General features: G+C 54.6%; 25 protein-coding genes. 1 reads left to right on the forward strand and 24 read right to left on the reverse strand.

The genetic code is table 11. The features are described 5' to 3' along the window. Window positions 1-36: 36 nt before the first annotated feature. The 6 genes from AB1S56_RS14980 to lspA all read right to left on the reverse strand — a co-directional run bounded on the left by AB1S56_RS14980 (window position 37) and on the right by lspA (window position 6054). A complete protein-coding gene (locus AB1S56_RS14980) occupies window positions 37-1323 on the reverse strand; it encodes a dihydroorotase (protein WP_340872903.1) in 1287 nt (428 codons plus the stop codon). A gap of 37 nt (window positions 1324-1360) precedes the next feature. Then, window positions 1361-2260, reverse strand: coding sequence for an aspartate carbamoyltransferase catalytic subunit (locus tag AB1S56_RS14985; RefSeq protein ID WP_340872901.1), 900 nt, complete (start codon window positions 2258-2260; stop codon window positions 1361-1363). A 1-nt stretch (window position 2261) separates the two neighbouring features. Next, window positions 2262-2834: a bifunctional pyr operon transcriptional regulator/uracil phosphoribosyltransferase PyrR gene (gene pyrR / locus AB1S56_RS14990; protein WP_340872899.1), complete on the reverse strand. Its 573-nt coding sequence runs from the start codon at window positions 2832-2834 to the stop codon at window positions 2262-2264. A 350-nt stretch (window positions 2835-3184) separates the two neighbouring features. After that, on the reverse strand, window positions 3185-4420 hold the full coding sequence (locus tag AB1S56_RS14995; protein ID WP_340872936.1) for an LL-diaminopimelate aminotransferase: 1236 nt from the start codon (window positions 4418-4420) through the stop codon (window positions 3185-3187). 139 nt (window positions 4421-4559) lie between these two features. Next, the gene (locus tag AB1S56_RS15000; RefSeq protein WP_340872897.1) at window positions 4560-5507 is read right to left on the reverse strand and encodes an RluA family pseudouridine synthase; all 948 of its coding nucleotides are present in this window, start codon (window positions 5505-5507) and stop codon (window positions 4560-4562) included. Then, window positions 5485-6054, reverse strand: coding sequence for a signal peptidase II (gene lspA / locus AB1S56_RS15005; protein ID WP_340872895.1), 570 nt, complete (start codon window positions 6052-6054; stop codon window positions 5485-5487). Before lspA ends, AB1S56_RS15000 begins: the two co-directional genes overlap by 23 nt. A gap of 237 nt (window positions 6055-6291) precedes the next feature. Here lspA and AB1S56_RS15010 point away from each other — a divergent pair, with 237 nt between their 5' ends. Continuing rightward, window positions 6292-7029 carry a TraR/DksA C4-type zinc finger protein gene (locus AB1S56_RS15010; RefSeq protein WP_340872891.1) on the forward strand — a complete coding sequence of 246 codons (738 nt, stop codon included), beginning with the start codon at window positions 6292-6294 and terminating at the stop codon, window positions 7027-7029. Here AB1S56_RS15010 and AB1S56_RS15015 read toward each other — a convergent pair. The 18 genes from AB1S56_RS15015 to murB form a co-directional block, all read right to left on the reverse strand. Next, entirely contained in the window at window positions 7026-7352 is a 327-nt protein-coding gene (locus AB1S56_RS15015) for a DUF5665 domain-containing protein (RefSeq protein WP_340872935.1), read from the reverse strand. The genes AB1S56_RS15010 and AB1S56_RS15015 overlap by 4 nt on opposite strands. 84 nt (window positions 7353-7436) lie before the next feature. Beyond that, a complete protein-coding gene (ileS, locus tag AB1S56_RS15020) occupies window positions 7437-10529 on the reverse strand; it encodes an isoleucine--tRNA ligase (protein ID WP_340872890.1) in 3093 nt (1030 codons plus the stop codon). A gap of 429 nt (window positions 10530-10958) precedes the next feature. Then, the gene (locus AB1S56_RS15025; RefSeq protein ID WP_340872889.1) at window positions 10959-11459 is read right to left on the reverse strand and encodes a DivIVA domain-containing protein; all 501 of its coding nucleotides are present in this window, start codon (window positions 11457-11459) and stop codon (window positions 10959-10961) included. 120 nt (window positions 11460-11579) lie between these two features. Next, window positions 11580-12362: a YlmH/Sll1252 family protein gene (locus tag AB1S56_RS15030; protein WP_340872886.1), complete on the reverse strand. Its 783-nt coding sequence runs from the start codon at window positions 12360-12362 to the stop codon at window positions 11580-11582. 4 nt (window positions 12363-12366) lie between these two features. Continuing rightward, window positions 12367-12648, reverse strand: a complete 282-nt coding sequence (locus AB1S56_RS15035) for a YggT family protein (protein ID WP_340872884.1) — start codon at window positions 12646-12648, stop codon at window positions 12367-12369. Window positions 12649-12655: 7 nt separating this feature from the next. Continuing rightward, window positions 12656-13129, reverse strand: a complete 474-nt coding sequence (locus AB1S56_RS15040) for a cell division protein SepF (protein ID WP_340872883.1) — start codon at window positions 13127-13129, stop codon at window positions 12656-12658. Continuing rightward, window positions 13126-13845: a YggS family pyridoxal phosphate-dependent enzyme gene (locus AB1S56_RS15045; protein WP_340872882.1), complete on the reverse strand. Its 720-nt coding sequence runs from the start codon at window positions 13843-13845 to the stop codon at window positions 13126-13128. Before AB1S56_RS15045 ends, AB1S56_RS15040 begins: the two co-directional genes overlap by 4 nt. 9 nt (window positions 13846-13854) lie before the next feature. Continuing rightward, entirely contained in the window at window positions 13855-14715 is an 861-nt protein-coding gene (gene pgeF / locus AB1S56_RS15050) for a peptidoglycan editing factor PgeF (protein WP_367903366.1), read from the reverse strand. Between the two features lie 79 nt (window positions 14716-14794). After that, window positions 14795-15076 carry a YlmC/YmxH family sporulation protein gene (locus tag AB1S56_RS15055; RefSeq protein WP_340872880.1) on the reverse strand — a complete coding sequence of 94 codons (282 nt, stop codon included), beginning with the start codon at window positions 15074-15076 and terminating at the stop codon, window positions 14795-14797. Window positions 15077-15237: 161 nt separating this feature from the next. Further along, window positions 15238-16020 (reverse strand): RNA polymerase sporulation sigma factor SigG, encoded by a 783-nt coding sequence (sigG, locus tag AB1S56_RS15060; protein ID WP_340872879.1) that lies wholly within the window; start codon window positions 16018-16020, stop codon window positions 15238-15240. A 116-nt stretch (window positions 16021-16136) separates the two neighbouring features. Then, window positions 16137-16859 (reverse strand): RNA polymerase sporulation sigma factor SigE, encoded by a 723-nt coding sequence (sigE, locus tag AB1S56_RS15065; protein ID WP_340872878.1) that lies wholly within the window; start codon window positions 16857-16859, stop codon window positions 16137-16139. Between the two features lie 38 nt (window positions 16860-16897). Further along, window positions 16898-17851 (reverse strand): sigma-E processing peptidase SpoIIGA, encoded by a 954-nt coding sequence (gene spoIIGA, locus AB1S56_RS15070; protein WP_340872876.1) that lies wholly within the window; start codon window positions 17849-17851, stop codon window positions 16898-16900. A gap of 198 nt (window positions 17852-18049) precedes the next feature. Beyond that, entirely contained in the window at window positions 18050-19342 is a 1293-nt protein-coding gene (gene ltrA / locus AB1S56_RS15075) for a group II intron reverse transcriptase/maturase (RefSeq protein WP_138224102.1), read from the reverse strand. Between the two features lie 600 nt (window positions 19343-19942). Then, window positions 19943-21064 carry a cell division protein FtsZ gene (gene ftsZ / locus AB1S56_RS15080; RefSeq protein ID WP_340869172.1) on the reverse strand — a complete coding sequence of 374 codons (1122 nt, stop codon included), beginning with the start codon at window positions 21062-21064 and terminating at the stop codon, window positions 19943-19945. Between the two features lie 17 nt (window positions 21065-21081). Further along, complete coding sequence (gene ftsA / locus AB1S56_RS15085; protein WP_340869176.1) at window positions 21082-22326, reverse strand: cell division protein FtsA; 1245 nt, start codon at window positions 22324-22326, stop codon at window positions 21082-21084. A gap of 327 nt (window positions 22327-22653) precedes the next feature. Beyond that, a complete protein-coding gene (locus AB1S56_RS15090; protein WP_340869177.1) occupies window positions 22654-23424 on the reverse strand; it encodes an FtsQ-type POTRA domain-containing protein in 771 nt (256 codons plus the stop codon). Window positions 23425-23530: 106 nt separating this feature from the next. Next, the gene (gene murA, locus AB1S56_RS15095; protein WP_340869178.1) at window positions 23531-24808 is read right to left on the reverse strand and encodes a UDP-N-acetylglucosamine 1-carboxyvinyltransferase; all 1278 of its coding nucleotides are present in this window, start codon (window positions 24806-24808) and stop codon (window positions 23531-23533) included. Window positions 24809-24823: 15 nt separating this feature from the next. Then, window positions 24824-25729 (reverse strand): UDP-N-acetylmuramate dehydrogenase, encoded by a 906-nt coding sequence (murB, locus tag AB1S56_RS15100; RefSeq protein WP_340869179.1) that lies wholly within the window; start codon window positions 25727-25729, stop codon window positions 24824-24826. Between the last annotated feature and the right edge of the window lie 22 nt (window positions 25730-25751).

A 25751-nucleotide genomic window follows, 5' to 3' on the forward strand; every position in this document is an offset into this window, starting at 1 on the left:
GTCTTGTCTTGCCCTTGCTCTATGCTTAGTGTCTTCTTAATCGCTCCATACTACCGCGCCATCAACGATCGTCGCAACCGGCCAGCCCTTCAGGCTCCAGCCGCCGAACGGCGTATTGCTGCTCTTCGACAGGAATGTCGACGGATCAACCGTACGCTCGTTATCCAAATCGACGATGGTGAGGTCGGCTGGCGCTCCTTGCTCCAGCTTGCCAGTGTTCAGCCTGAACACTCTCGCAGGATCCAATGTCATACGCTCCAGCAGGAAGCCCAGCGTCCACTTGCCCGTCTGCACGAACTTCGTGTACAGCAGCGGGAAAGCCGTTTCGAAGCCGACGATGCCGAATGGCGCAAGCTCGACGCCGCGCGCCTTCTCTTCTGCGCTGTGAGGCGCATGATCCGTTACGATCATGTCGATGGTGCCGTCCTCCAGTCCTTCGATGACCGCTTGTACATCGCGCGGCGTCCGAAGCGGCGGGTTCATCTTCCAGTTGGCATCGTCCAGACCAGGAATATCCTCGTCGGACAGCAGCAGATGATGCGGGCATACCTCTGCGGTCACCTTCACGCCGATGGACTTCGCCAAGCGAATAAGTCTGACCGACTGCTCCGTGCTGACATGGCATACATGATAGTGCACACCTGTCGCTTCCGCTAGCAGAACGTCGCGTCCTACATGGATTGCCTCGGATTCGTTCGGTATCCCCTTGATGCCGTGCTTGCGGCTGAAGGCTCCTTCTGAAGCCCAAGCGCCCTCTACCAGTGTGTCATCCTCGCAGTGCGCGATGACAGGCATGTCTAACGATTTCGCAAGCGCCATCGCGTCTTTCATCATTTGGGCGCTCTGAACGCCAACGCCGTCATCAGTGAAGCCGATTGCGCCGGCTTCCTTCAACGCTGCAAAGTCCGTCAGCTCCCGGCCAAGCTCGTTTTTGGTAATGGCGGCGTAAGGCAGCACCTTCACGATGCCTTCTCTGGCCGCTTTGTCCAGCACATATTGTACCGTCTCCGGCTTGTCGATGACGGGTCTTGTGTTCGGCATGCAGGCGATGGTCGTGAAGCCGCCTTTGGCTGCGGAACGTGAGCCAGTCACGATATCCTCTTTATGCTCGAAGCCTGGGTCGCGCAGATGAACGTGCATGTCGATAAAGCCTGCCGAGACCAGCTTGCCGCCGGCGTCAATGGTTTCCGCACTGCCCGTGTCCACGTCTGTGCCGCCGTCTGCGATTTCGGCGATTATACCGTCGCTTACGCGGATATGCTTTGCCTCCAGCTTACCAGTCTGGCTGTTCCATACGTTTCCGTTTTTTATCCATAATGACATATGTTTAACCCTCCGTTATTGTCCGTCACCCGTAGGTTTAGCTTAAAGCTCGTTCGATAACAGCCATTCGAATCGGCACGCCATTCTCCATTTGGGGAAAAATTCTGGATTGCGGATGCTCCACCAGGTCCCCGTCGATTTCCACGTTCCGATTGACAGGCGCCGGATGCATGATGATGGCGTGCGGCGCGATACGGCCAGCGCGTTCAACCGTCAAGCCGTATTGCTCCCTGTAAGCCTCGGCAGAGCTGAGCATGCCTGTTGTATGGCGCTCCAGCTGTACCCTCAGCATCATGACAACGTCCGCTTTAAGCGCCTCGTCCACGGACACATACGGCACATCCAGCTCGGGAGCCTGCATGTTCGGAGGCGCGCAGAAGCTCACCTTGGCTCCGAACTTCCGTAGAGCGTACAGATTGGAGCGAGCCACCCGACTGTGGAGAACATCGCCGATAATGGCTACGTTCAAGCCGTTCAGGGAGCCGAACTGCTTCCGCATCGTATACAGATCCAGAAGCGCCTGCGTGGGATGCTCGTTATTGCCGTCGCCCGCGTTCACGAGCGGCACCTTGATGACTTCAGCCAGCTCGGCCAGCAGGCCAATCGGCTTCAGTCGGATGACTCCGACGTCGATGCCCATGGATTCCAGCGTTCGCACCGTGTCGTAGATGGATTCGCCCTTCTCTACGCTGGAGGCAGCCGCCGAGAAGTTGATCACCTCGGCGCCAAGCCGCTTCTCGGCTACCTCGAACGAGAACCGCGTGCGCGTGCTGTTCTCGAAAAACATGTTCGCCGCAAATTTGCCTTGCTGCCCGCTGTGCACCTTCACAGGATGATTCTCCCAATATGCGGCGCGATCAAGAATGGATTCTATTTCGTCTCTTGCCAAATCCTTAAGTCCGAGCAAACTTTTTTGCTTCAGCTGCGTCAGTGTCATGTTAAGCTTGCCCCCTCTGATGGATGATGGTTACTTCGTCAATGGCGTCGATTTCAGTCAAGCATACCTGGATTTGCTCCTGCTTGGAGGTAGGCACGTTCTTGCCGATGAAGTCGGGCCGGATGGGCAGCTCGCGATGGCCTCTGTCGACCAGCACCGCCAGCTGGATGCTGCGCGGTCTTCCACAGTCCATCAGCGCGTCCATAGCGGCCCGGATTGTGCGCCCTGTGTAGAGCACATCGTCGAACAGAATAATGACTTTGTCCCTTGTCGTAAAGGGCGTGCCGTCAGTTTCGCCAAGCGCTGCCGACACCTCGATGTTCGCGGCCGCGGACTCCGCAAGGTCGTCGCGGTACTGCGTGATATCGAGCTCACGAACCGGAACCGGTCTACCCTCGATCTCAGCGATTCTGTCCGCTATACGATTCGCCAGGTAGATGCCTCTGGTCCGAATGCCTACAATGACGCAATCATCGATGCCCTTGTTTTTCTCGACAATTTCATGCGCGATCCGGGTCAACGCTCTTCGAATCGCCGTCTCGTCCATTATGATTCGATGCTCTTCATCCGCCATTGCCGATCACCTCTCTTCACCATTTTCCCACAAAAAAACTCCTTGCGGAGTGCGCAAGGAGTTGTGATCAGTCAAATATAGGGCATCCCATCAGTATGCGACAAAATCCGCAGAGGGCTCAAACTGAGGGTAAACCTGTCCTATTGTCATTATTGACTTATATTCACGCTACCTTGCCAGCCTCTCGGGACTGAGTTAAAGGTACTAAGCTGTATCATAGGAATTATCCCACGTTACGTCGAGGAAGTCAATAGCGATGCGCGCTATATTTGTCGACTTTAGTGTGGGCATTCCTATGACGGCTATGCAAGGATAGCGTTGGCAATTGGAGTGCTTAAACTGGATAGGGATTACAGGCTGAGCTTGCGAATCCGCTCTACCGCTTTTTCCGTATTCTCGCGGCTGCCGAACGCCGTCAGGCGGAAGTAGCCTTGACCGCTTTGGCCGAAGCCCACGCCAGGCGTTCCGACAATGTTGGCTTCCGACAGCAGCTTGTCGAAGAAGCTCCAGGAATCCATGCCTTGCGGCGTCTTCAGCCAGATGTAAGGCGCGTTGACGCCGCCGAACACTTCAAGGCCGATGGAAGCCAGTCCATCGCGGATGATCGCCGCATTGGTCATGTAATATTCAACGAGGGAAGCGATCTGCTCCTTGCCTTCCGGCGAATAGATCGCAGCAGCGCCGCGTTGTGTCACATAAGATACGCCATTGAACTTCGTTGTGTGGCGACGGTTCCACAGATCGTTGATCAGAACGGAATTGCCGTTCGCGTCCGTTCCTTTGAGCTCGCGAGGCACAACCGTGTACGCGCAGCGCACGCCAGTGAACCCGGCTGTCTTGGAGAAGCTGCGGAACTCAATGGCAACCTCTTTGGCGCCTTCGATCTCATAGATGCTGTGCGGAACGTCCTTCTCTTGAATGAAGGCCTCGTACGCGGAGTCGAACAGAATCAGGCAATTGTTCTCGCGCGCGTAGTCGACCCATACCTTCAGCTCTTCCTTCGTCAGCGTCATGCCCGTCGGGTTGTTCGGGTAGCAGAGGTAGATCAAGTCGACCTTGCGGTCAGGCAGGCTTGGCTTGAAGTTGTTCTCTGCCGTGCAAGACAGATATACGATGTTATCGTAACGCTTCGTCTCTGGATTGTATTTGCCGGAGCGTCCAGCCATCACGTTAGTATCGACATAAACGGGATATACGGGATCCTGCACCGCAACAATCGCGTCCTGGCTGAAAATCTCCTGTATGTTGCCAACGTCGCACTTGGACCCGTCGCTGACGAATACTTCATTGGTTGCGATGTCGATGCCGCGGGCCTTGTAGTCGTTCTCGATAATGGCCTGAATCAGGAAGTCATACCCCTGCTCCGGACCGTAACCGCGGAACGTGCCTGGCAGTGCAAGCTCGTCCACCGCGGCGTGCATGGCATTCAATACCGCATCTGGCAGTCCGCGCGTAACATCGCCAATACCCAGGCTGATAATTTCGGCATTCGGGTTTTCTTGAATAAATTTCGTGCGGCGTTTTGCAATTTCGGAGAACAGATAGCTGCCTTGCAGCTCCATGTAATTCTGATTAATGGCTGTCATGATATTCACCTTTCTATCACCAATTTGGATGTGCCCTATAATACTTTAGGATAACGCACTTGCGTAACCAACATAATGCAGAATCTGGTCAAAAGTTTGCACTTATTTCGTTACGACACCTGCACTACACAGCTTGACGTTATCGGAGCCGAAGGCTGTTCAGCACATGCTCCATATCGGCCGGCAGCGACGCTTCGAACAGCAGCCTTTCGCCGCTTCTTGGATGCGTGAAGCCCAGCACCGCGGCGTGCAGCGCCTGGCCGTTCAGCGCCACCGTCTTATTCCGCCCGTATACGGGATCCCCTGCCATAGGATGGCCGATATATTTCATATGTACACGAATTTGATGCGTTCTCCCCGTCTCCAGCTGAAGCTCAAGAAGGGTATAATCACCCAGTCTCTCCATCACCTTGAAATGAGTGACGGCGGGCTTGCTGTTATGCGCCGTCACGGTAAACAGCTTACGGTCGTTCGTGTCGCGGCCGATTGGCGCGTCGATGGTCCCTTGATCATGCGGCACATTGCCGTGTACAAGCGCAATATATTTGCGCGTGACGGAATGCTCCTTCAGCTGCTCGGCCAGGGACACGTGGGCCAAATCGTTTTTGGCCGCCATCAGCAGGCCTGTTGTGTCCTTATCGATGCGATGAACAATGCCGGGGCGCAGCAGTCCGTTAATGCCGGACAAATCCCGGCAGTGATGCATCAGGGCGTTGACCACGGTGCCCGATGCATGTCCTGGCGCGGGATGGACGACCAAGCCGCGCGGCTTGTTGATGACGATGACATCGGAATCCTCGTACACGACATCCAGCGGAATAGGCTCCGGCTCGATATTCGCGTTCTCCGCTTCCGGAATGACCAGCGTGATCTGATCGCCGGAGGCGAGCTTGAAGTTGGGCTTGACGGTCCCCCCGTTCACCTGGGCGGACCCCGCTTTGATCCATTCCTGGATTTGCGTGCGCGAAACGCCCGCCAGATCCAAATTTTCGGCTATAAACTTATCGATTCGGTCTCCGCTTCCCTCAGGGGAGACGACCCACTCTGCCGCTTCTGTATTGTCATCAAACGGTTGATTGCTTGCCATGCCCATTCTGCTCCTCGTTAGGCTGCTCGTTCCGGTCTCCCTCAGTGACGGATGCCGGATGCTCCTCGTGCTGCACCCGTCTCCGCTCGTCGCGCGCCACTAGCAGCGTGTCCAACAGGATTAGCCCGACACCGACTACAATCGCGGAATCCGCCACATTGAAGATAGGGAACGTGTAGCTGCCGAAATTAAATTTGAAGAAATCGACGACCTCTCCGAAGCGGACGCGATCAATGAAGTTGCCCAGCGCTCCGCCCAGAACCAGAGTAAGCCCCGTGAACAACGTCGGCTTGCCTGTCCTTCGCATCGAATGCGCGTACCAGATGAGGCCGACTACAATAATACAGGTAATAATAATAAAGAAGGTTCGCTGCTCCTGCAGGATGCCGAACGCCGCTCCTCTGTTGCGATGCGACGTAATAAGGAAGAAGCTTCCGATGACGCTGAATTCATCGCCTATGGCCATTTTTGTCGCGATTGCCTTTTTGGTCACAAAATCCACAATAAATACGGCGACGGCAATCAGGTAGTAATAGAGATAACGCACCCGGATCACTCCTAATCATAATGAAATGGCAGTCCTCCATCTCCGATGGCGGAGGCTTGCCAAGCTTGCGCTTCACCTAGTGTAGCATAGGAACGCAGCAGGAACCAGCTGCCCGCGCTTCCGTCGCGAGAGCCGTCTTCCATGCATGTCCATACTGAAACAGCCAGGTTCGGCGAATCCTAATACCGCAATAATGATTCGATGATGCCATTTAGCTGCAAAGGACGGTGCTATCCCATGTCATATCCAACAAGCTCACAGCTCGACCTGCTGCGCGCGCGCCTGCAGGATGAGCGGCAACATATGGAGTCCCGATTGGAACAAAACGAGCATTACGGCAAAAGCCATTCCCTGCGCGACGAGACGGGCGAGCTGTCTCCTATCGACAATCATCCCGGCGATCTCGCCACCGAGCTGTACGAGCGAGAGAAGGACATCTCCCTGCTGGAGCAGGAGGAGCTTCATCTCAGACGTATTGAAGCAGCTCTGAAAGCGATGGACAATGGCACCTACGGCACCTGCGCCACATGCGGGGAGCCCATTCCATTGGAGCGGCTTGATGCCCTGCCGGATACGCTGTATTGCATTCGCCATACACCGCTTGACGACCATTCGCGCAGCCGCCCCCTCGAGGAAGCGTTCCTCCAGCCTCCCTTCGGCCGCACCAGCCTGGACGAGCATGAGGATGGGTATAACGGCTTCGACGGAGAGGACGCCTGGCAAATCGTGGAATCCTGGGGCAATGCCGATTCACCTGCCTTCTCGGAGAATCGGGACGCCGCCGACTACGAGCATGTAGGCATCGAAGCCATAGAGCACGATGGCTATGTGGAATCGCTGGAAAGCTTCCTCGCCACCGACATCACAGGCCGCCATGTGTCAGTGGTGCGCAACAGGGAATACGAACGCTACATGCATAGCGACGAAGGGGATCACGAGCTGGAGCAGGAGGAGGAGTCGGACTCTCTCCGCTAATACGATTTGCCCTCCAGCTGTATTTGCACAATCCGGACAATATCCGCGATGTAATCCCCGATAATGGGGAGATTAAGCGCTCCGAGAATACGAAGCACGTACAGGATGGTTGCCGCAAAAAACGTAAAGCCAATCGCGATGCCGACTCCTCTGGCCGTGCCCGCCAGCAAATTCCGCCAAATTAGCGAGATCGGGCGGTTGAGCAAATCCACGTATTCCGCGATATGCGTTTTCTCCATCTCCGATGCGATATGCTGCATTCGCTTGTCGAGCGCAGCCAATGACTTCTGCAGCGCGTTCAGGTTATTGTCCGTTTCCGGCATGACGCCACCTCCGTTTGCAACAGAGAAGCCCGCTCCGCCAGCACGGCGGGCAAGCGGGCTTCCTCTCATTCCTATACTATATCCTTATCCCTTGACGAAAATCCCAATTTCTTTTTCGCCCAACTTGACTCTTTCCATGCTCGGGGAGGATTCGTATACAACAGTCTGCAGCAGCACGTTGTCATGCAGCACATCAGTGAACGCTTGGAGCGCTTCCTTCAGCTCAGCATCCACATCGAGCACCAGCTCAATTCGCTTTTCGATGGGCAGATCCAGCTTCTTACGGGTATCCTGCACTGCCCGGATCACCTCGCGGACCCAGCCCTCCTGCTCCAGCTCCGGCGTAATTTCCGTGTTCAGGGCAACCGTCACGCCTCCGCCTGACGCGGAAGCGAAGCCGGATTTGGCCTGCTTCTCAACCAGGAGCTCGTCAAGCGAAATGGAGAGAGCCTCGCCATCCCCGCTGGTGAAGGCAAAGCTGCCGCCGTTGACGACCGCGCGCGCCTCGTCTGCCGACAATGCTTTGAGAGCGGACTGGATCGGAGCAACGTTTTTGCCGTATTTTTTGCCCGCAGCCTTCAGATTCAGCTTCAGGCTGAAATCAACGAAGCCGCTGTCCGAATGCTGCACGACGATGGACTTGACGTTAATCTCATCCTTGATAATCGCCTCATATTCATCGATACGGAAATCGCGGTCCAGCGAAACGATCAGCTCCGACAATGGCTGGCGGGTCTTGATCGACGTTTCGTTCCGGACATTGCGCGCAAGCTCGACGATGCCCTTGGTGCTCTCCATATCGCGCTCCAGCTCCGAATCAATCAGCGCTTCGTCTGCAACCGGGAAGTCGGCGAGATGCACGCTGCCGCCTCCGCCCAGATTGCCGTAGACATCATCGGCAAGGAGCGGCGTATACGGCGCGATCAGACGGGACAGCTGGAGAAGCACGCCGCGCAGCGTCTGATAAGCGGCAACCTTATCCTCCGACAAGCCGCTGCCCCAGAATCTGTCGCGGGAGCGGCGAATATACCAGTTGCTCAGCTCGTCTACGAATACCTCAATGGACTTGGCCGGATTCAGGAAGTCGTTAACCTCCAGCCCTTTCGTTACGGACTGAATCAAGCTGTTCAGGCGGGAGACGATCCAGCGGTCCAACTTGTTCGCGGATGGCTTCTCCTCATGAGCGGCCGGGTCGAAGCCGTCGATGGTTGCGTACAAGGCGTAGAACGCGTGCGTATTGACAATCGTATCCACTACCTTCGACTTGGCTTCCCCTACGATGCCTCGCGAGAAGCGCTTGCTGTTCCAAGGCGCGCTGTCAGCAAGCAGCGCCCAGCGGAACGCGTCCGTACCATATTCATTAATGATTTCCCATGGGTCAATGACATTGCCCTTGGACTTCGACATCTTCTGGCCGTTCTCGTCCAGAATGTGGCCCGTCGATATGACAGCCTTGTACGGCGCCTGGCCGTTGTAGAGCGTCGATACAGCCAACAGGCTGAAGAACCAGCCGCGAGTCTGGTCGATCCCTTCGCATATAATATCCGCAGGATACTGCTCCTTGAAGGTCCCCTCGTCGCCGAAGGGATGATGCTGCTGGGCGAACGGCATGGAGCCGCTGTCGAACCACACGTCAATAACCTCCGGCGTGCGTCTCATAACCGCGCCCTCCGCGAATGGCGACTTCAGCAGAATATCGTCTACGTAAGGCTTGTGCAGCTCAATAGTCTCCGGCACCTCGCCGACAGCGCGGGCGCGCAGATCCGCGATGCTGTCAGGCGCATATTGCTTGCCCGTCGCTTCGCACACCCATACATTCAGCGGCGTTCCCCAATAACGGTTGCGGCTGATATTCCAATCCACCAAATCCTCCAGGAACTTGCCGAAGCGGCCCTCCCGAATATGGCCCGGGTACCAATCCACACCGTTGTTGTTGGCGATCAGCTGATCCTTGACGGCTGTTGTCTCGATGAACCAGCTCTCCGTCGCGTAATAGAGAAGCGGCGATTTGCAGCGCCAGCAGAACGGATAGCTATGCTCGTAGCGCTCCTTGGCGAACAGCAACCCCTTCTCGCTCAGCATCTTCACGATGTCGACGTCGCAATCTTTCACGAAGCGACCGGCCAGATCCGTAACCTCTTCTACATAACGGCCCGCGTTGTTCACGACACTCAGCATGCTGATGCCGTTCTGACGCGCAACCTTATAGTCGTCCTCGCCATGCGCCGGCGCAATATGCACGATGCCTGTGCCGCTTGTGTCGCTGACGAAGTCGCCTGTGATTACGATATGCCCCTTCTCGATCGGCACGTAGCGGAATGGTGGCTCGTAGGCCAGGCCTGCCAGCTCGGAGCCCTTCAAGGTAGATAAAATATCGTAGTTTTCCTTCAGCACGCTTTCCGCGAGCGCCTCGGCCACGATGTACACTTCTCCGTCCTTGGATGCCCTGACATAATTCAATTCCGCATTCACGGCAAGGGCAACGTTGGCCGGTAAGGTCCAAGGCGTTGTTGTCCAAGCGAGAATGTATTCGCCGGTAGCCTGCAGCTTGAACTTGGCGGTCGCGCTTAGATCCTTGACATCCTCGTAGCCCTGCGCGACCTCATGGGAGCTGAGCGTCGTCTGGCAGCATGGGCAGTACGGGCTGACCCGGTGACCTCGGTACAGCAGGCCCTTCTTGTGAATCGTCGACAAAATATGCCAGACGCTTTCGATATACTCATTTTTTAACGTAATATACGGGTTGTCGAGATCCGTCCAATACGCGATCGCCTCTGTCAGCTCGCGCCACTGCTTTTCGTATTCGAATACGCTGTCCTTGCATTTTTTCACAAAAGCTTCTACGCCATAATTTTCGATTTCCTGCTTGCCGGAGATACCAAGCTGCTTCTCCACGCCAAGCTCGACCGGCAGACCATGTGTATCCCAGCCCGCTTTGCGGACAACGCGGTAGCCAGCCATCGTCTTGTAGCGGCAAATAAAGTCTTTAATAACCCGGCCCAGCACGTGGCCGATATGAGGCGCGCCGTTGGCTGTCGGAGGACCCTCATAGAATACAAAATTCGGTTTGCCTTCCCGATTCAGAATGGATTGCTTGAATGTGTCCTGCTGCTGCCACTGCTGGAGCACGCGAAGCTCGCGTGCGCGCGCGCGTTCCTTGACATCTACGCGTTGCATAACCCTGTCTCCCTTCCACACTTTCCCAAAATAAAAATAAAGCCCCGTCCCCTTAGAAGGGACGAGGCTTGCTCGCGATACCACCCTTGTTCCGCCCTGCCATGCCCCATGGGGCATGAGCCGCTTCCACGCCGAATATCGACGGGACCGCTGACGGCACCTTAGCCGCGAATCCTGTGATTCGCAATCCCTGTAACGGGGGACAGCCGTCGATGCTTAATGCCGCATTGGATGCGGGTTAGGCGCCTCATCTCGGAGAGGATCTTCCGTCATGGCTCAAACGCCGGACTTGCAGCAGTCGCCGGCTCTCTGGGGATTGAACGCAAGACATACTCGTTCTCGTCATAGATGTTCTTAGCATATGGATACCATTATTTATAGCTTACAGAAGGCCCTCTTGTCAAACGGGCATACGCCCAATTGTTGAGCTTAGCCCCGAAGCAGCTCACGCTCGGAATCTCGGGACGAGCCAGCCTCCAGCGAATCCCAGCCATCCTGGGACAGCAGCTCAAGCTGAGCCTCCACCAGCGTGCGGAATCTCGCGCGATAGATCGACGCCTGCTTCTTGAGCTCTTCCACCTCAAGCGACACCTTGCGCGATTTGTTCAGCGACTCATTAACGATACGGTCCGCGTTCTTCTCGGCTTCCTTAATAATGAGCTGCGCTTCCTTCTTGGCGTTGTTGCGCACCTCGTCGGCAGCCTCCTGAGCCACGATAATCGTCTTGCTGAGCGTCTCCTCGATGTTGGAGAAGTGGTTCAGCCTCTCCTGCAGAGCCAGCATTTGGTTCTGGATCTCCTTGTTTTCGCGAATGAGCGACTCATAGTCCTTAATGACCTGGTCCAGAAATTCATTCACTTCGTCCTCGTCATAGCCGCGCAGACGGCGCGAGAATTCCTTGTTATGTATGTCCAATGGCGTAAGCGGCATTGGCGCACCTCCTCATTATGTTCTGCGTAAGCCGCCCATGCGGCTGCAGGTCCAAGCACTCGGCCTTGCTCTTCATGTGAGTAGTGATTCGACAGCCCCATGTTTTTTTCCTGCAACGCGCTAAATAAATTTACCGATTTTTACCCGAATTCTGCCCTTTTTTGTCACACCGTCGACTTCAAGCACCTTAAATCGACCAAGTCCCTTGAACGACACCACATCGCCTTCCTTCAGCGGCTCTGCAGGATTCTCCTCCGTCTTCCAGTTCACTCTGCAGCGCCCGGCTCTTATTGGATCTACGATCTTGGAGCGGCTGACCCGATAGACGTCGCTGGCGATGCCGTCCAGCCGCATCGAAGCAACCGTCAAGCTGATCTCCTCCAGCTTGGACGCCACGGTCTGGAGCTTGCCCAGGGGAATGACGTCAGTGAGGACATTCAATCGGTGCACTTGCCTCAGATGAACGTTCAAATAATCGGCGATTTCGTCCGTGACCAGCACATGGGCGAAGGTGTCATGCACATGAATATCTCCAATGCGATCACGCTTGATGCCAAGCCCCAGCAGCGCTCCCAGGAAATCTCCATGATCCAGGTCCTGATAGGTCGAGCCTGAAGCTCTTGCCTCCAGCACCGCAATGCCCATAGGCTCATCGTCCAGATGGCGATAGTCCGGTGCAATCAAAGCCCTTACCCGCTCCGCGTCATCGCAGCCGCCGTCCAGTCGGATCCCCACATCGGGATAGCGGTTGGCCAGCATAGCCAATATTTGAGCCTGTCTCGGGTCCAAAAAATCGGTCCGCTTCAGCTCATGCTGCAATGCGGACCGATCTATCCATTCCAGCACCCGATCGACAAACGGCTTCTCCTCGGGGTGAAAGTGATTGTATATAGCTGTCTTCATTAGACTAGCCTGCCAGATTCAGCAGATAGCTGATGACGGAAATCAAGCCGATGGAGATGAATCGCAGCGCCAGCAGCGCAACGATAGGAGACAGATCCAGCACGCCGCCAATCGGCGGGATAAACCGGCGGAATATGCCGATATACGGCTCCACAATACGTCCAAGCAGCTGCCCGATGGAGCTCTCCCTTGCGTTCGGGAACCATGACAGCAGAACATAGCCAATAATCAAATAGCTGTAAATTTCAAGTGCAAGTCTTACAAAATACAAAATAGATTGTTCCAACCCAAGGTCACCTCATTTTGTTGTAGTCGTTCTCCTCAGCCAGCATTTCCGTTATGGCGCCTTGTATTTCGACCGAGTCAGGCGTACAGAGAAAAATATTAGGTCCTAGCTTCGAGATGCTGCCGCTTAAAGCGTACACCGTGCCGCTCAAGAAATCAACAATGCGGAGCGCCAGGTCGCTTCTGACGCGCTGCAGGTTGACGATAACCGCCCTGCGCGACCGCAGGTGGTCGGCGATTTCCTGCGCTTCATCATAAGAGCGGGGCTCGCTGAGCACGACTCGCGTATTTTTCTGCGAATGAATGCTGACGACGTTGTTGCCGGAGCCGGAAACGCCGGTTTGGCTTCGTAGGTTTCTACGTGTCTCGAACGGAGAGGTTTCATTTTCTTGATCCTCCATCTGATTCACGCGCTCGCGCTCCACAACTTCCTCTTCCTCCTGCAGGCCGAAGAAATTCATAAATCGATTCATGACGCTCATTGTCCATCCTCCTCTTTCCCGACTAATATACTTCCCAATCGGATCCAGGTCGCGCCTTCCTCGATCGCAACCTCGAAATCATTCGACATCCCCATCGACAAATGCTCAAGCCGCTCAGCATGCGGAGAAGTCTGCCGCACTTGATCCCTGAGCTCCCGCAGGGCGCGGAAGACGCCTCTTGTGTCCTCAGGCTCCGCCTCGTAAGGCGCCATCGTCATGAGGCCGATAGGCTGAATAGAGGACAAGCCGCTGATGGACGCCAGGAAAGGCACAACATCCTCCGGCTCCATGCCATGCTTGGACGACTCCCCGGATACATTGGTCTGAATAAAGCATGGGACGACGATGCCAAGCTGGGACGCGCGCTTGTGAATAGCCTCCGCGAGCGACAGCCTGTCCAGCGAATGTATGTAAGTGAATCTCCCTATGACGTCTTTAACCTTATTCGTCTGCAAAGAACCGATGAAATGCCAAATCGGCTTGCCGGCTTCCTCCAGCCCCTCGTCTCCGCTTAGCGCGTGCCACTTGCTCTGCGCGTCCTGCCAACGATTCTCGCCCAGATGAATCAGCCCGTTGTCGAAGGCTTCCTTCGTTCGGTCCACTGATACGTATTTGGTGACGGCGATGACGCCAATATCCTCCCGCCGTCTGCCTGCCCGCTCGCATGCGGCCGCGATTTTCTGCTCTACAAGACGCCAATTGTGTTGAATAGACATAAATAAACTTCACCTTTCCCGAATACCGATCCAGCTTGCCATTCTGCCCGTCCTGCCCCCTTCAGTCCGATGGGAGTAGAACAGATCAGTCCGGCAACCGGTACACCAATTGCTTAATTCGATATGACTCGCCAAAATTCCTGCTTTTATCATAATCTGTCGGTTTATTTCTTTCAAGCTGGGCTCCGCCTTGCCGTTCCCCTTCCTGCGCATGCACGCAGCAGCAGCGTCGCTGTCCAAACCCAGCTCGCCAAGGATACGCTCAAGCTCTGTGACAACGGCGCCATCCACTTCATAGCAGCACGCGTCGATGGACGGCCCGATGGCCGCAAGCACGTTGCCCGGATTGACGCCATAGGCCGACTCCATCGCCAGCAGCGTCTCCTTCGCGATCATCCCCGCAGTCCCTCTCCAGCCCGCGTGCGCAAGCGCGACTACTCCGGCGGCCGGCTCATAGAAATACAATGGAACACAATCCGCGTAAAAGGAGGTCAGCAGCACGCCCGGCACATTCGTCATCAGGGCGTCGCAGCCGGCGATCGCGTCCTGCAGCTCCGACCTGCCCCTGCCGCGGTCAGCCTCCGTTACTGCAGCAACACGGGCGCCATGAACCTGCTCCGCGCACGTCCAGGCGTCAAAGCTCCATCCGATCCCTTCCGCTATTCTGCGCCGATTGCGGATCACATCGTCCGCCTTGTCACCCACATGCAAGCCGATATTCAGGCTGTCCCAGGGCTTGGCGCTAACGCCGCCCGACCGGCCGGAGAAGCCGGCCGTCAGCCCACCCTCCCGCTCCATCCAGGACGATAACAAAAAAAGCGAAGGCTCCTTCGCTGTGCTCTCTTCATCATGCCTCACAAACAGTTCCAAATGCCTCACCCCATGATCAGTCGTAAGCAGCAACGGTCACGCGAATCATGCTTCGCCGCTTATGGACAGTTTAACGGTTTCAGGTCCGCGCGTGCAAATCATCATCTTCGGAGCGAAGCGCCTTGGCCTCATCCATTCGGACAAGCACCACGTCGGCGCCGATCTTCACAATATTGCGCCATGGAATGACAATTTCCGTTCCATTGCTGCCGAACAAGCCGAATACCTTCGTAAACTGCGGCACAACGATGGAGTCAATACGCCCCTGGCGCAGGTCTAACTCCAGATCGCTAATATGGCCCAGCTTCTTCCCGTCGACAATATTAATAACGTCCTTAGTTTGAAAATCGGATATTTTCATGCCAACTCACCACGCTTCCGGCGCATTGTAGGTACACGCTTATGGGTTCTATAGGATATGTATATGAGCCAATTGGCCAAAATGTCCACCTTTCCCCCGAACTCCGCCTACAAAAATAAGAGCGGAGCGCTCATGCGCCCCGCCCCTCGCCGTGCTGCCGTTTACGTCTTGACATGCTTCTGCATCTGCTGAATGGCGGATTTCTCCAGCCTTGACACCTGCGCCTGCGAGATGCCGATTTCATCGGCAACCTCCATCTGCGTCTTGCCTTCGAAGAAGCGCATGGACAGGATCATTTTCTCCCGCTCATTCAGCTTATGCATCGCTTCCCTCAAAGCAATCTCCTCGATCCACGACACATCCTTGTTCCGGTCGTCGCTGATCTGATCCATCACATAGATTGGATCTCCGCCGTCATGATAGATCGGCTCGAACAGGGATACGGGATCTTGAATCGCGTCGAGGGCGAACACGACATCCTCCTTCGGCACGTTCAGCGCCTCCGAAATTTCGAATATCGTCGGCTCCCTTGAATTTTTGTTCGTAAGACTGTCCCTTACCTGAAGCGCCTTGTAGGCGATGTCTCGCAAGCTTCGGGATACGCGAATGGGATTGTTGTCGCGCAAATACCTTCGAATTTCTCCAATAATCATTGGCACGGCATAGGTGGAAAATTTAACGTTTTGACTAAGGTCGAAATTATCAATCGCCTTCATAAGTCCGATGCAGCCAACCTGGAATAGATCGTCTACAAATTCTCCCCTATTGTTAAACCGTTGAATAACGCTGAGAACGAGCCGCAAATTGCCGTTCACTAATTTCTCCCTTGCTGCCCATTCGTTGCGGGTCTGCAACGCCGTGAATAGCTCTCGCATTTCGACATTGGTTAGTACAGGCAGTTTCGCGGTATCCACTCCACAGATCTCGACTTTATTTCGGGTCAACGTGATTACCTCCCAAGGAGAAACATTAATGTTCATTATCTCCTCGGACCTTCATTTTATTCCTCGCCTGACATGGGCAGGGAAATTGCAAAGGGGCCCCGAAGGGCCCCGAATCCTCATACCATCTTGTTAAATTCCTTGCGCAGACGCTTAATAATTCTTTTTTCCAGCCTGGAAATATACGATTGAGAGATGCCCAACATGTCAGCGACATCCTTCTGCGTTTTCTCTTCGCCGTCCGCCAGGCCGAAGCGCAGCTCCATAATAATTCGCTCCCGCTCCGACAGCTTGTCGAGCGCCTTGTGCAGCAGCTTGCGATCCACCTGCTCTTCAATATTGCGGTAGATGGTATCGTTCTCCGTGCCAAGGACATCCGACAGCAGCAGCTCGTTGCCGTCCCAATCAATATTGAGCGGCTCATCGAAGGACACCTCGGTCCTCGTCTTGCTGTTCCGCCTCAGATACATCAGAATTTCGTTTTCGATACAGCGCGAAGCATAGGTTGCCAGCTTAATTTTTTTCTCCGGATCAAATGTATTGACAGCCTTGATCAGCCCGATCGCCCCGATCGACACCAGATCCTCAATATGAATGCCGGTATTCTCGAACTTCCTGGCAATATAGACAACCAGCCGCAGATTTCTTTCGATTAACATGGCCCGGATAGCGGTATCGCCAGAAGGGAGCTTCTCCAGCAAATATTCCTCTTCCTCGCGCGTCAATGGTGGAGGTAGAGCTTCGCTGCCGCCAATGTAATAGATTTCTTCGCTCTTTAGTCCGAATAAAAATAAAATTCGATAATAATATAAATGCAGTATCAGTTTGTACTTGACGAGCATGTGGCCCATCCCTCCCCAATGTAGTATGCGATTAAGGCTTACGATTGCACCATTGCCGGATGGATAATGGCTTGATAAGCACCGTCGGCCGCTAGCTTGCCGCCGTCCAATCCAATGAGCACCCTTTTTGTTTCGTACACTTGCCCCTCGCGGTTCACCTCTACGGCATCCGGCTTCAGCGCCAGCATGAACTGCGAGCCCTTGGTCACTCCGCGGAACGGAACAAGCCGCAGCCGGTCCTGCCATTTAAACCATTCATCGTCCATGCCAGCCACCAGTCGATCCACGCCGCCTTCACGAATGCTCTTCACCCAGGACGGGGGCAGCTCATCCTCCAGCTGCGATACCTCCAGCACCATAACAGGCGTTCGAGTAAGGGGATCATAGAGCTGGTTGCCCGTGTCGATCAGACCTACGCAAGCGTACAGCTGTCCATCTATGGTTACCTTGACGTCCGCCAGATGCGAGGCTTGAAGCTCCTTTTCCCGTTTTCCCGCGAGCACAGCCCTATATATGTAGAGGCCGATACCAAGCGCCGCTGCCAAATAAAAGAGGGACAGCTTCAGTTCCGCTTGAACGCTTCCGCCGGCAATCGCCATCGTCCTCCATACTTCTCCGGAGCCCTGCATCAACAAATAATAAAGTCCAAGCACAGCGCCAGCCGCAACAAAATTAACGCTGTAGAAGGCCGCGATATTGCGAATAAAATGCTGCAAGGACAAAAAGCCGAACGCGATCCACACCATACCTACTGAAAAAATGATCTTTACCCCAAGCGTAAATAGGAATGACAGCTGGGGATAAAGCATAAGTACAACATAGCAGGCTCCGAATGCGGCGGACGCTAGCACCCGCCAGCGCTTGGGCCGAAGATGCCTCACCCATGCCGTGGTCAGCAGAATAGCGCCATCCACCAGCAGCTCGCGCAGAAACAAAATATCGATGTACACGGTCAAGCCGGCCTCTCCTCCCTCCCGCGACCGGCATTCCATCCCTCCCCGAGAGGACGATTGAGACTAGTATATTGTAATCCTATTTCAAAGTCTGTCTATTCATGACGGACTAAGCCATCTTTTTTTGTCGACTTTGCTAGAGTAAAGGGCTGAAAATTTCAGCCCCTCCTCATCAAACCGTACGTGAGGTTTTCCCTCATACGGCTTTCCGATGTTCGTCATTCATGTGCATGCAGATTACAAGAGCGTTTTGAGTCCATGTTGTCTAGCCATGAATTTAACCTCGCGCACAGAACTCATCCATCGTGCGCGTTGCCGCTTCTTCGCGTACCATCTCGCAAGCCTCTGAAGAATGTACCAATCCAGCTTTGCCATCTTCCGCTGACTGTGGGCGGTGTAGTAATAATTCCGCCAGCCTTGTATCTTGGGATTTAACCAATTGACCTGTTCAAGTAACGACTTGTGCCGCATACCCGGCGGTGCCAGACGGTCTTTTACGACTTCCCGAATGCGTTCTTCTGCTTTCCGAGTCAGCCATTGCTGAGTGGTGTAATACACTTTTCCTTTGGAGGTTTCTGCTTTCGTCTTGCGATGATGCATACCGAGAAAGTCGAAGCCTTCTTCTCCTGTCCACAGTCCGACGATGCGCGTTTTGGTTGGATGCAAGGTGAGTTCGAGACGATCCATAATCGCACGAATAAGTTCGTACGATCGGTCTGCGTCTTTCTTCGTTTTGCATACAACCACGAAGTCATCCGCATAACGCGTTAGTTCTCCGTGACCGCTCCCATGTCGTTCCCACAGAATGTCGAAGTAATTGAGGTAAATGTTCGCAAGCAGCGGAGATATTACCCCGCCTTGCGGTGTTCCCAAATCTGAGCGCCTTACCGTCCCTTCTTCCATCACTCCCGCTTGTAACCACTTCCGAACCAGCTTCAACATTCGTCTGTCACTGATTCGCATTTCAACCAGTTTCATAAGCTTCTCTTGATTGATGTTGTCGAAGTAGCCTTGGATGTCGACGTCGATCACCCAATTTCCCTTGCGATTGCATGCCTTCCGGATCCGGTCCAGCGCTCCCTTCGCACTTCTCTTCGGACGGAATCCAAATGAGGATTCCTGAAAATCGGCTTCAAAGATCGGTTCCATGACTAGTTTTGTTGCCATTTGTATGACGCGATCTCGAATGGTCGGAATACCAAGCGGTCTTTGCTTCCCATCTTTCTTCGGGATGTAATGCCGCCGAACAGGCTGTGGGTGGTAGCGCCCCTCTTTTAAAAGCCGTTGGCATTCAAGCAAGAAGAGGTATTCGCCTTGCTTCTCGATGTCCGTCAGCGTCTCACCGTCGACGCCCGCCGAGCCTTTATTGGCTCGCACCCTGCGCCATGCTTCCCACAAAATGTCCATTCGGTAGACCTTGTCATACAAAGCGTGGAATCTGCGTTTCTTGTTTTCCTTGGCCGCATGACCTAGTTTCTCTTGGAGTTGTTGAACGTTTTCCTTTGGTGTTGTTAGCCGATTGGCATTCACTGACTCGTACCTCCTTAAGAAACGTGAACAAAGCAGAGCTCCTTCCCTCCCGCAGGTTATGTTGTCCTACGGTTCCTTGGTACTACGAGCCCCTCGGACTCCCTTCCTGCAGACATCTCACTTCACCTTTTTTTCAGCTTATAGAGCGCCTCGCTACGAGTTTTTTTTTCTCGTGCAGGGGAGGGCCTCCCCAGTTCACTACATCCTCTTTCATACCATGCCGCTCCCTCTACGCCGGAGGATTCTTCACTGCCGTTCCAAGTTCAGAGCAGTTTCCCTGGCCTTCGTCCATGTATGCGGGACTCGGCTTCCTCTTGTCCCTCTTGCGAGGCCTTTTTGACGACGCGGCAGGATTCACTTCATGTTACGGCCTGGTATTTCGCTCGCCCTGTCTCCGACAGGTACTTTCGTCGATACGCTTCTACGCACAGATTTCGCCGTACGCAGGTATCCTAGCTACGCGGGGGCTTGGCCCCTCCCGCGACCGGACTTTCACCGGCTAGAAGATGCGTGCTTCTGGGCACGCCATACAAAAAAAGCCCAAGGGTGCAAACTGCCCCTTGGACCTTCTATGCTTGCTATTCATGTCGACCTATCCAATTATCTGTCTCCGCGCGGCTGCTTGCGGAGGAAGGCAGGAATTTCCAGCTGATCGCTGGACGTGCCTACGCCGAATGGCTTGACGCTGGATTGGCTTGGCGAGGACTTCGGCTCACTGTAGCCCGCTTCCTGCTGGGAGCCGCCTCTGCGCGCAGGCTGCGGCGCGCCCTTCGACTCGAAGCCTGTCGCGATGACAGTAACCTTGATCTCGTCCTTCAGATCCTCGTCGATGATTGCGCCGAAGATCATATTCACATCCGGATCGGATGCGGAGATAACGATCTCAGCCGCCTCATTCACCTCATACAGGGACAGATTGCTGCCGCCTGTAATATTCATAATGACGCCGCGAGCGCCGTCGATCGAGGTTTCCAGCAATGGGCTCATAATTGCCTTGCGCGCCGCCTCTGCTGCACGATTCTCGCCTGTAGCGATGCCGATGCCCATAAGCGCGGAGCCGCGCTCCGTCATAATCGTCTTCACGTCGGCGAAATCGAGGTTGATCAGACCCGGCACTGCAATCAGGTCAGAGATGCCTTGCACCGCTTGGCGCAGCACGTTGTCCGCTTCGCGGAACGCTTCCAGCATCGGCGTTTTCTTGTCGACAATTTCCAGAAGGCGATCGTTCGGAATGACGATCAGCGTGTCCACCTTTTCCTTCAGCGCTTCGATGCCGTGCTCGGCTTGTCCGGAACGCTTGCGTCCCTCGAAGGTGAACGGACGCGTCACGACGCCAACGGTCAACGCGCCGCACTCGCGCGCGATCTCCGCGATGACGGGAGCCGCGCCCGTGCCTGTACCGCCGCCCATGCCCGCTGTAACGAACACCATATCGGAGCCCTTGAGCTGATTCATAATCAAATCACGGGATTCCTCGGCCGCCTTATGGCCCACATCAGGATTAGCTCCGGCACCCAGACCGCGGGTCAGCTTGTCGCCGATTTGCAGCTTATGCTCGGATTTGGCAAGATGCAGCGCCTGGGCATCCGTATTGACGGTAATAAACTCGACACCCTTGACACCATTCTCAATCATTCGGTTCACGGCATTGCTTCCGCCGCCGCCAACACCAATTACTTTTATTTGAGCGAGCTGTTCAAGCTCCAAATCGAATTCCAACATCTCACATTTTCCCCCAGTCAAATAAATTCGTTAAACATGTTTTTGATCCGCTCGAACATACCGGGTTTAGATGAAGCTGCGGGACCCGCTTTGCGGCTTGCTGCTGCTTTCTTGACGGCGCCGGCGCCTCGAACGCCCATATACTTCGAAACATATTGAATCATGCCAACACCGCTGCTGTAAGCGGAGTCCTTCACGCCGATAAAGTCAGGCAGCGCGATGCGAACCGAGCTTTCCAGCTCGTATTGCGCCAGCGCAACCGTGCCTGGAAGAGCAGCCGCTCCACCCGTCAGCACGTACCCGTTCACTTTGTCGCCGTACCCAAGCCGCCGCACTTCCTGCCGAATAAGCTGGCAAATTTCTTGCATGCGGGGCTCAATAATGCTGGCCAGATCCTTCTGCGAAAATTCCTTCTCCAGGTTGCTGCCCATGCGCGAAACCTTAAATTTCACATCATCAGCCGCGTCAGCCATAATGGCGCAGCCGTACTTCAGCTTGAACTTCTCTGCTTGATCGCTTTGCGTGCGAAGTCCATAAGCAATATCGTTGGTCACGAATTCGCCGCCGATCGGAAGCGTCGAAATCGCGGCTAAGCCGCCTTGCTCATAGATGGCGATTGTGGTAGACCCCGCGCCGATATCCACCAGCACAGTGCCAATCATCTTCTCGTCCTTCGTAAGCGACATCACACCGGACGCCAGCGACATAAGAATAACGCCGGAAATACGCAATCCGGCTTTCTCGACGCAGCGCATCAGATTATGTATCGCCGTCTTGGTGCCTGTTACGATTGTCGCTTCAACCTCAAGCCTTACCCCTATCATGCCCCGAGGGTCCGAAATTCCTTCCAGACCGTCGACCAAATATTGCTTTGGCACCAGATTGATAATTTCCCTCTCGGGCGGCAGCGCAACGACCTTAGCCGCTTGCAGCACCCGCTCGATATCCTCTTCTCCAATTTCCCTGTCCTCGTTGGATACCGCAACGACGCCATGATTGGTCTGCAACGCAATATGATTGCCTTGAATCCCTACATATACATCAGATATTTGAATGCCGACCATACGCTCAGCATGCTCTACGGCATTGCGGATCGATTGTACAGTCTGGTCAATATCGACGATTGCTCCCTTGCGAATCCCCTCTGAATCAGCAGATCCAACTCCAATAATATTAATGGCTCCATTATTCATTTCGCCAATAATAGCACGAACTTTGGATGTACCGATGTCCAAACTGACGATGATGTCATTACTGCTCAACTCGCGGCACCTCCGTTTCCAAAATAGATAATTGTTATCGTCATATATGATGGTGAAAGCTAAGTATGATCAAGTCTCTCTACTTATTCAACGCCATTAATATTTTCCCTCTTTTTTCAACAAAATTTTCACACATCCTGCAAATGCGTGTCGAAGGATGAAGCCTTCATGCCGCGGACAGCGGCAAAACCGTTGACAGAGGGGACAATGGAAGTCATGGACGGCAGCTCGATGCGTTTCAGTCATCAGACTCCGCAAACGCCGTAAATAAAATTCTACCATTCTTTGAAGCTATTGAGTAGTCTCTTTTTACTCAGTTCTCGCATTTTATGAGCCGTCCCGATCGTCGGCAGCGCCGTCGCCCTCTTCCCCCTCCGTTTGGAAGGGCACATAGGTATCGGCGAGCAGCATCGTAATTTTGCCAGGCTCCTGCGTTTCGATTACGGCATTCAGCGCGTCGATTTTGTCTGGAAGCACGGAAACCGCCGTAATCACCTCGAAATGCGTGCGCGTATAGATGCGAATGCGGTCCGGATAAGCCTTGGACGGTATAGGCGAAATCTCGGACAGGTCCGACAGCTGCTGCTGCGGAATAAGCGCAAGCTTCTCTGTCAGTGCGTTTTTGACGGGATCGCCAGCCGTCCAGCCCGATAGAACGGGCTTGTCCAGCAGCTGCGCGCTGTCTTGGTCAGCGGATACGCTTGTCCCGTTCGACAGCAGCGCAGTCAGGTTGCCCTCCGCGGACAGCTCGAACGCTACAACGGGATATTCCTGGACCGTAATTTTGACAATCCCGGGGAATACCTTCATGACCTTGGCTTCCTTCACTTGAGGCAATGCCTTGACATTGCGGGATATGATATCCGACGCCGTCTGGAAGAAGGGGTCGCCCACTTCAATCTTGGAGGCGGCGGCAATTTGCTCAGTTGTGGTGAAATGCATGCCGGCTATTCCAATTTCTGAAATTTTGCTAATGGAAGAATTAAAGAATAAGACGCCTAGCAGGGCAATAAACAAAAGAAATAGAACGGCAAGCAGCTTCTTATTGCCTCTGCGTTTGTGTGCGGGCTCCTTCAGCACAGGCATTTGTGTGTTCATGACTTGTCCCTCTTTTCCTCGAAACGATGGCCGCCCCAATTCCATTGCGAGGCAAGGCCGGTTGAGGTAGCCATTCGTTTCTAACTTACCGCTGGATGGCATATCATTAATGATTAGGCATATTCGGCACTGGCGACGTTCTTGTAATGCGAGCCCCCAGCCTGGATAACATCGTTTCAATCCGGTCATAACCGCGGTCGATATGGTGTACCTGCTCCACGATCGTGCGTCCTTGCGCGGCAAGCCCCGCAATGACAAGAGCTGCTCCTGCCCGCAGATCCGTGGCCTCTACGGTCGCGCCGTACAGTCTGGGCACGCCTCGGATGAAAGCCGCGTTCAGGTCGACGCGAATGTCAGCGCCCATGCGAGACAGCTCGTCGACATGCTTGAGCCTTCCTTCGAATATCGTTTCCTTCAATATGCTGACACCGTCCGCTAACGCGAGAAGGACCATCATTTGAGATTGCAGATCCGTAGGGAATGCCGGATAAGGAGAAGTGACAATCCGCTCCACCGCCTTCGGCCTGGCGGAGCTGCCGACCTTTATTATATCACCGTCGACGACAATTTGAACACCTGCGCGGCGCAGAACATGGATAAGAGAGGAGAGATGAGCGGGCTGAGTTTCCTGGAGAGTAACCTGGCCGCGGGTTGCGGCGGCCGCCACCATAACGGTGCCTGCCACAATCCGGTCCGGAATAACCTTGTAACGGCACGGCGATAGCTCGCTAACGCCGTCAATTGTAATCGTATCTGTGCCGGCTCCCATAATTTTGGCGCCCATGGCATTAAGGAATCGCTGCAAATCTTGAATTTCCGGCTCGCGGGCGGCATTGCTGATCGTTGTGCGTCCTTCCGCCAGCACCGCTGCCATCATGATGTTTTCCGTTGCGCCTACGCTCGGGAAGCTTAGATGAATGTCTGCTCCGGCCAGCTTGCTCGCGCGGCAGACAATTCGGTTGTGGGCCTCTTCGATTTCCGCGCCAAGCGCCTGAAGCCCCTGCAGATGAAGATCGATCTTGCGTTCGCCGATGGCGCACCCTCCCGGCTGGTACACCTGCACCTCGCCGAACCTGGCAAGCAGCGGTCCCATTAAGAAGATCGAGGATCTCATCTGTTTCATCAGCGTTTCCGGCACATGGGACGTATGAGCTGACGTTGTATCCAGCACAACCGTATCTCCCGTATGCTCGGCGCGGCATCCTAATTCGCGCAAAATGTTCAGCATTACGTCGATATCCAGCAAATGAGGCACGGAATCAATTGTTGTTGTGCCCTCAGCCAGCAGGCTGGCTGCCAATATCGGCAATGCGGCATTTTTTGCTCCTTGGATAACTATGGTTCCTGAGAGTGGTTTCCCGCCTTCAATCACCAATTTGTCCAATGTATCACCTCCGAATTACCGCTCGCCCGACACCAATACCTCCGGCACCAGCTTGACGCCGAAGCGCTGCTCCACGGTGCTTTGTATGTGGGACATAAGGGCGAGAACATCTCTAGCTGTCGCTTGCCCGGTGTTGATGATAAAATTGGCGTGAAGCTCGGATACTTGCGCTCCTCCCATGGTGAACCCCTTCAGTCCAGCCTCCTGGATGAGCCTTGCGGCGTAATCCCCCGGCGGATTGCGGAATACGCTCCCCGCGCAGGGCAGCTGCAGCGGCTGAGTCCGCAATCTTCTCTCCTTGTAGGTGGCCAGCGTGGACGCAATTTCCATCCGGTCGCCCTCGGCCAGCTCAAAAGCCGCTTCTGCGACAAGCCCCTTCATCTCGTGAAGGATGGAATGGCGGTAAGCGAAACGCATATCCTTTTCTTCAAAACGTACCAATTCACCTGTCTCCAGAACAATGTCAGCATATTTGAAAATACGCGACACATCCGATCCGTGCGCTCCCGCGTTCATATAGACGGCGCCTCCGACCGTGCCCGGAATTCCCCCCGCGAATTCCAGACCTGTCAGCCCTTCCTTGCCAGCCATCACCGAAAGCTTGATAAATGAGTAGGAAGCCCCCGCTATGGCGGTTGTTCCTTCGAAACGCACGTAATCGAGACCATCTGCCGGCTTGATTACAACCCCGCGAATCCCCTTGTCGCTGACCAGCATATTGGAGCCACGGCCCAGATTGGACCAGCTGGCGCCAAGCTTATTCAGCAGCTTCACGGTGGCGATCAGCTCCTCCTTCCCCGCCGGAAGGATTAATAAATCGGCGGGACCGCCGATTTTCCAGGTCGTATGCTTCGACAGCGGCTCGTTCGGTAACAGCTTTCCTATTCTCGCTTTTTCAAGCTCCGCTATAAGTGCTTCCATTGCGTCTTCCTCCTTAAGGTGC

Source organism: Paenibacillus sp. PL2-23, from assembly GCF_040834005.1.
Lineage (GTDB): Bacteria > Bacillota > Bacilli > Paenibacillales > Paenibacillaceae > Pristimantibacillus.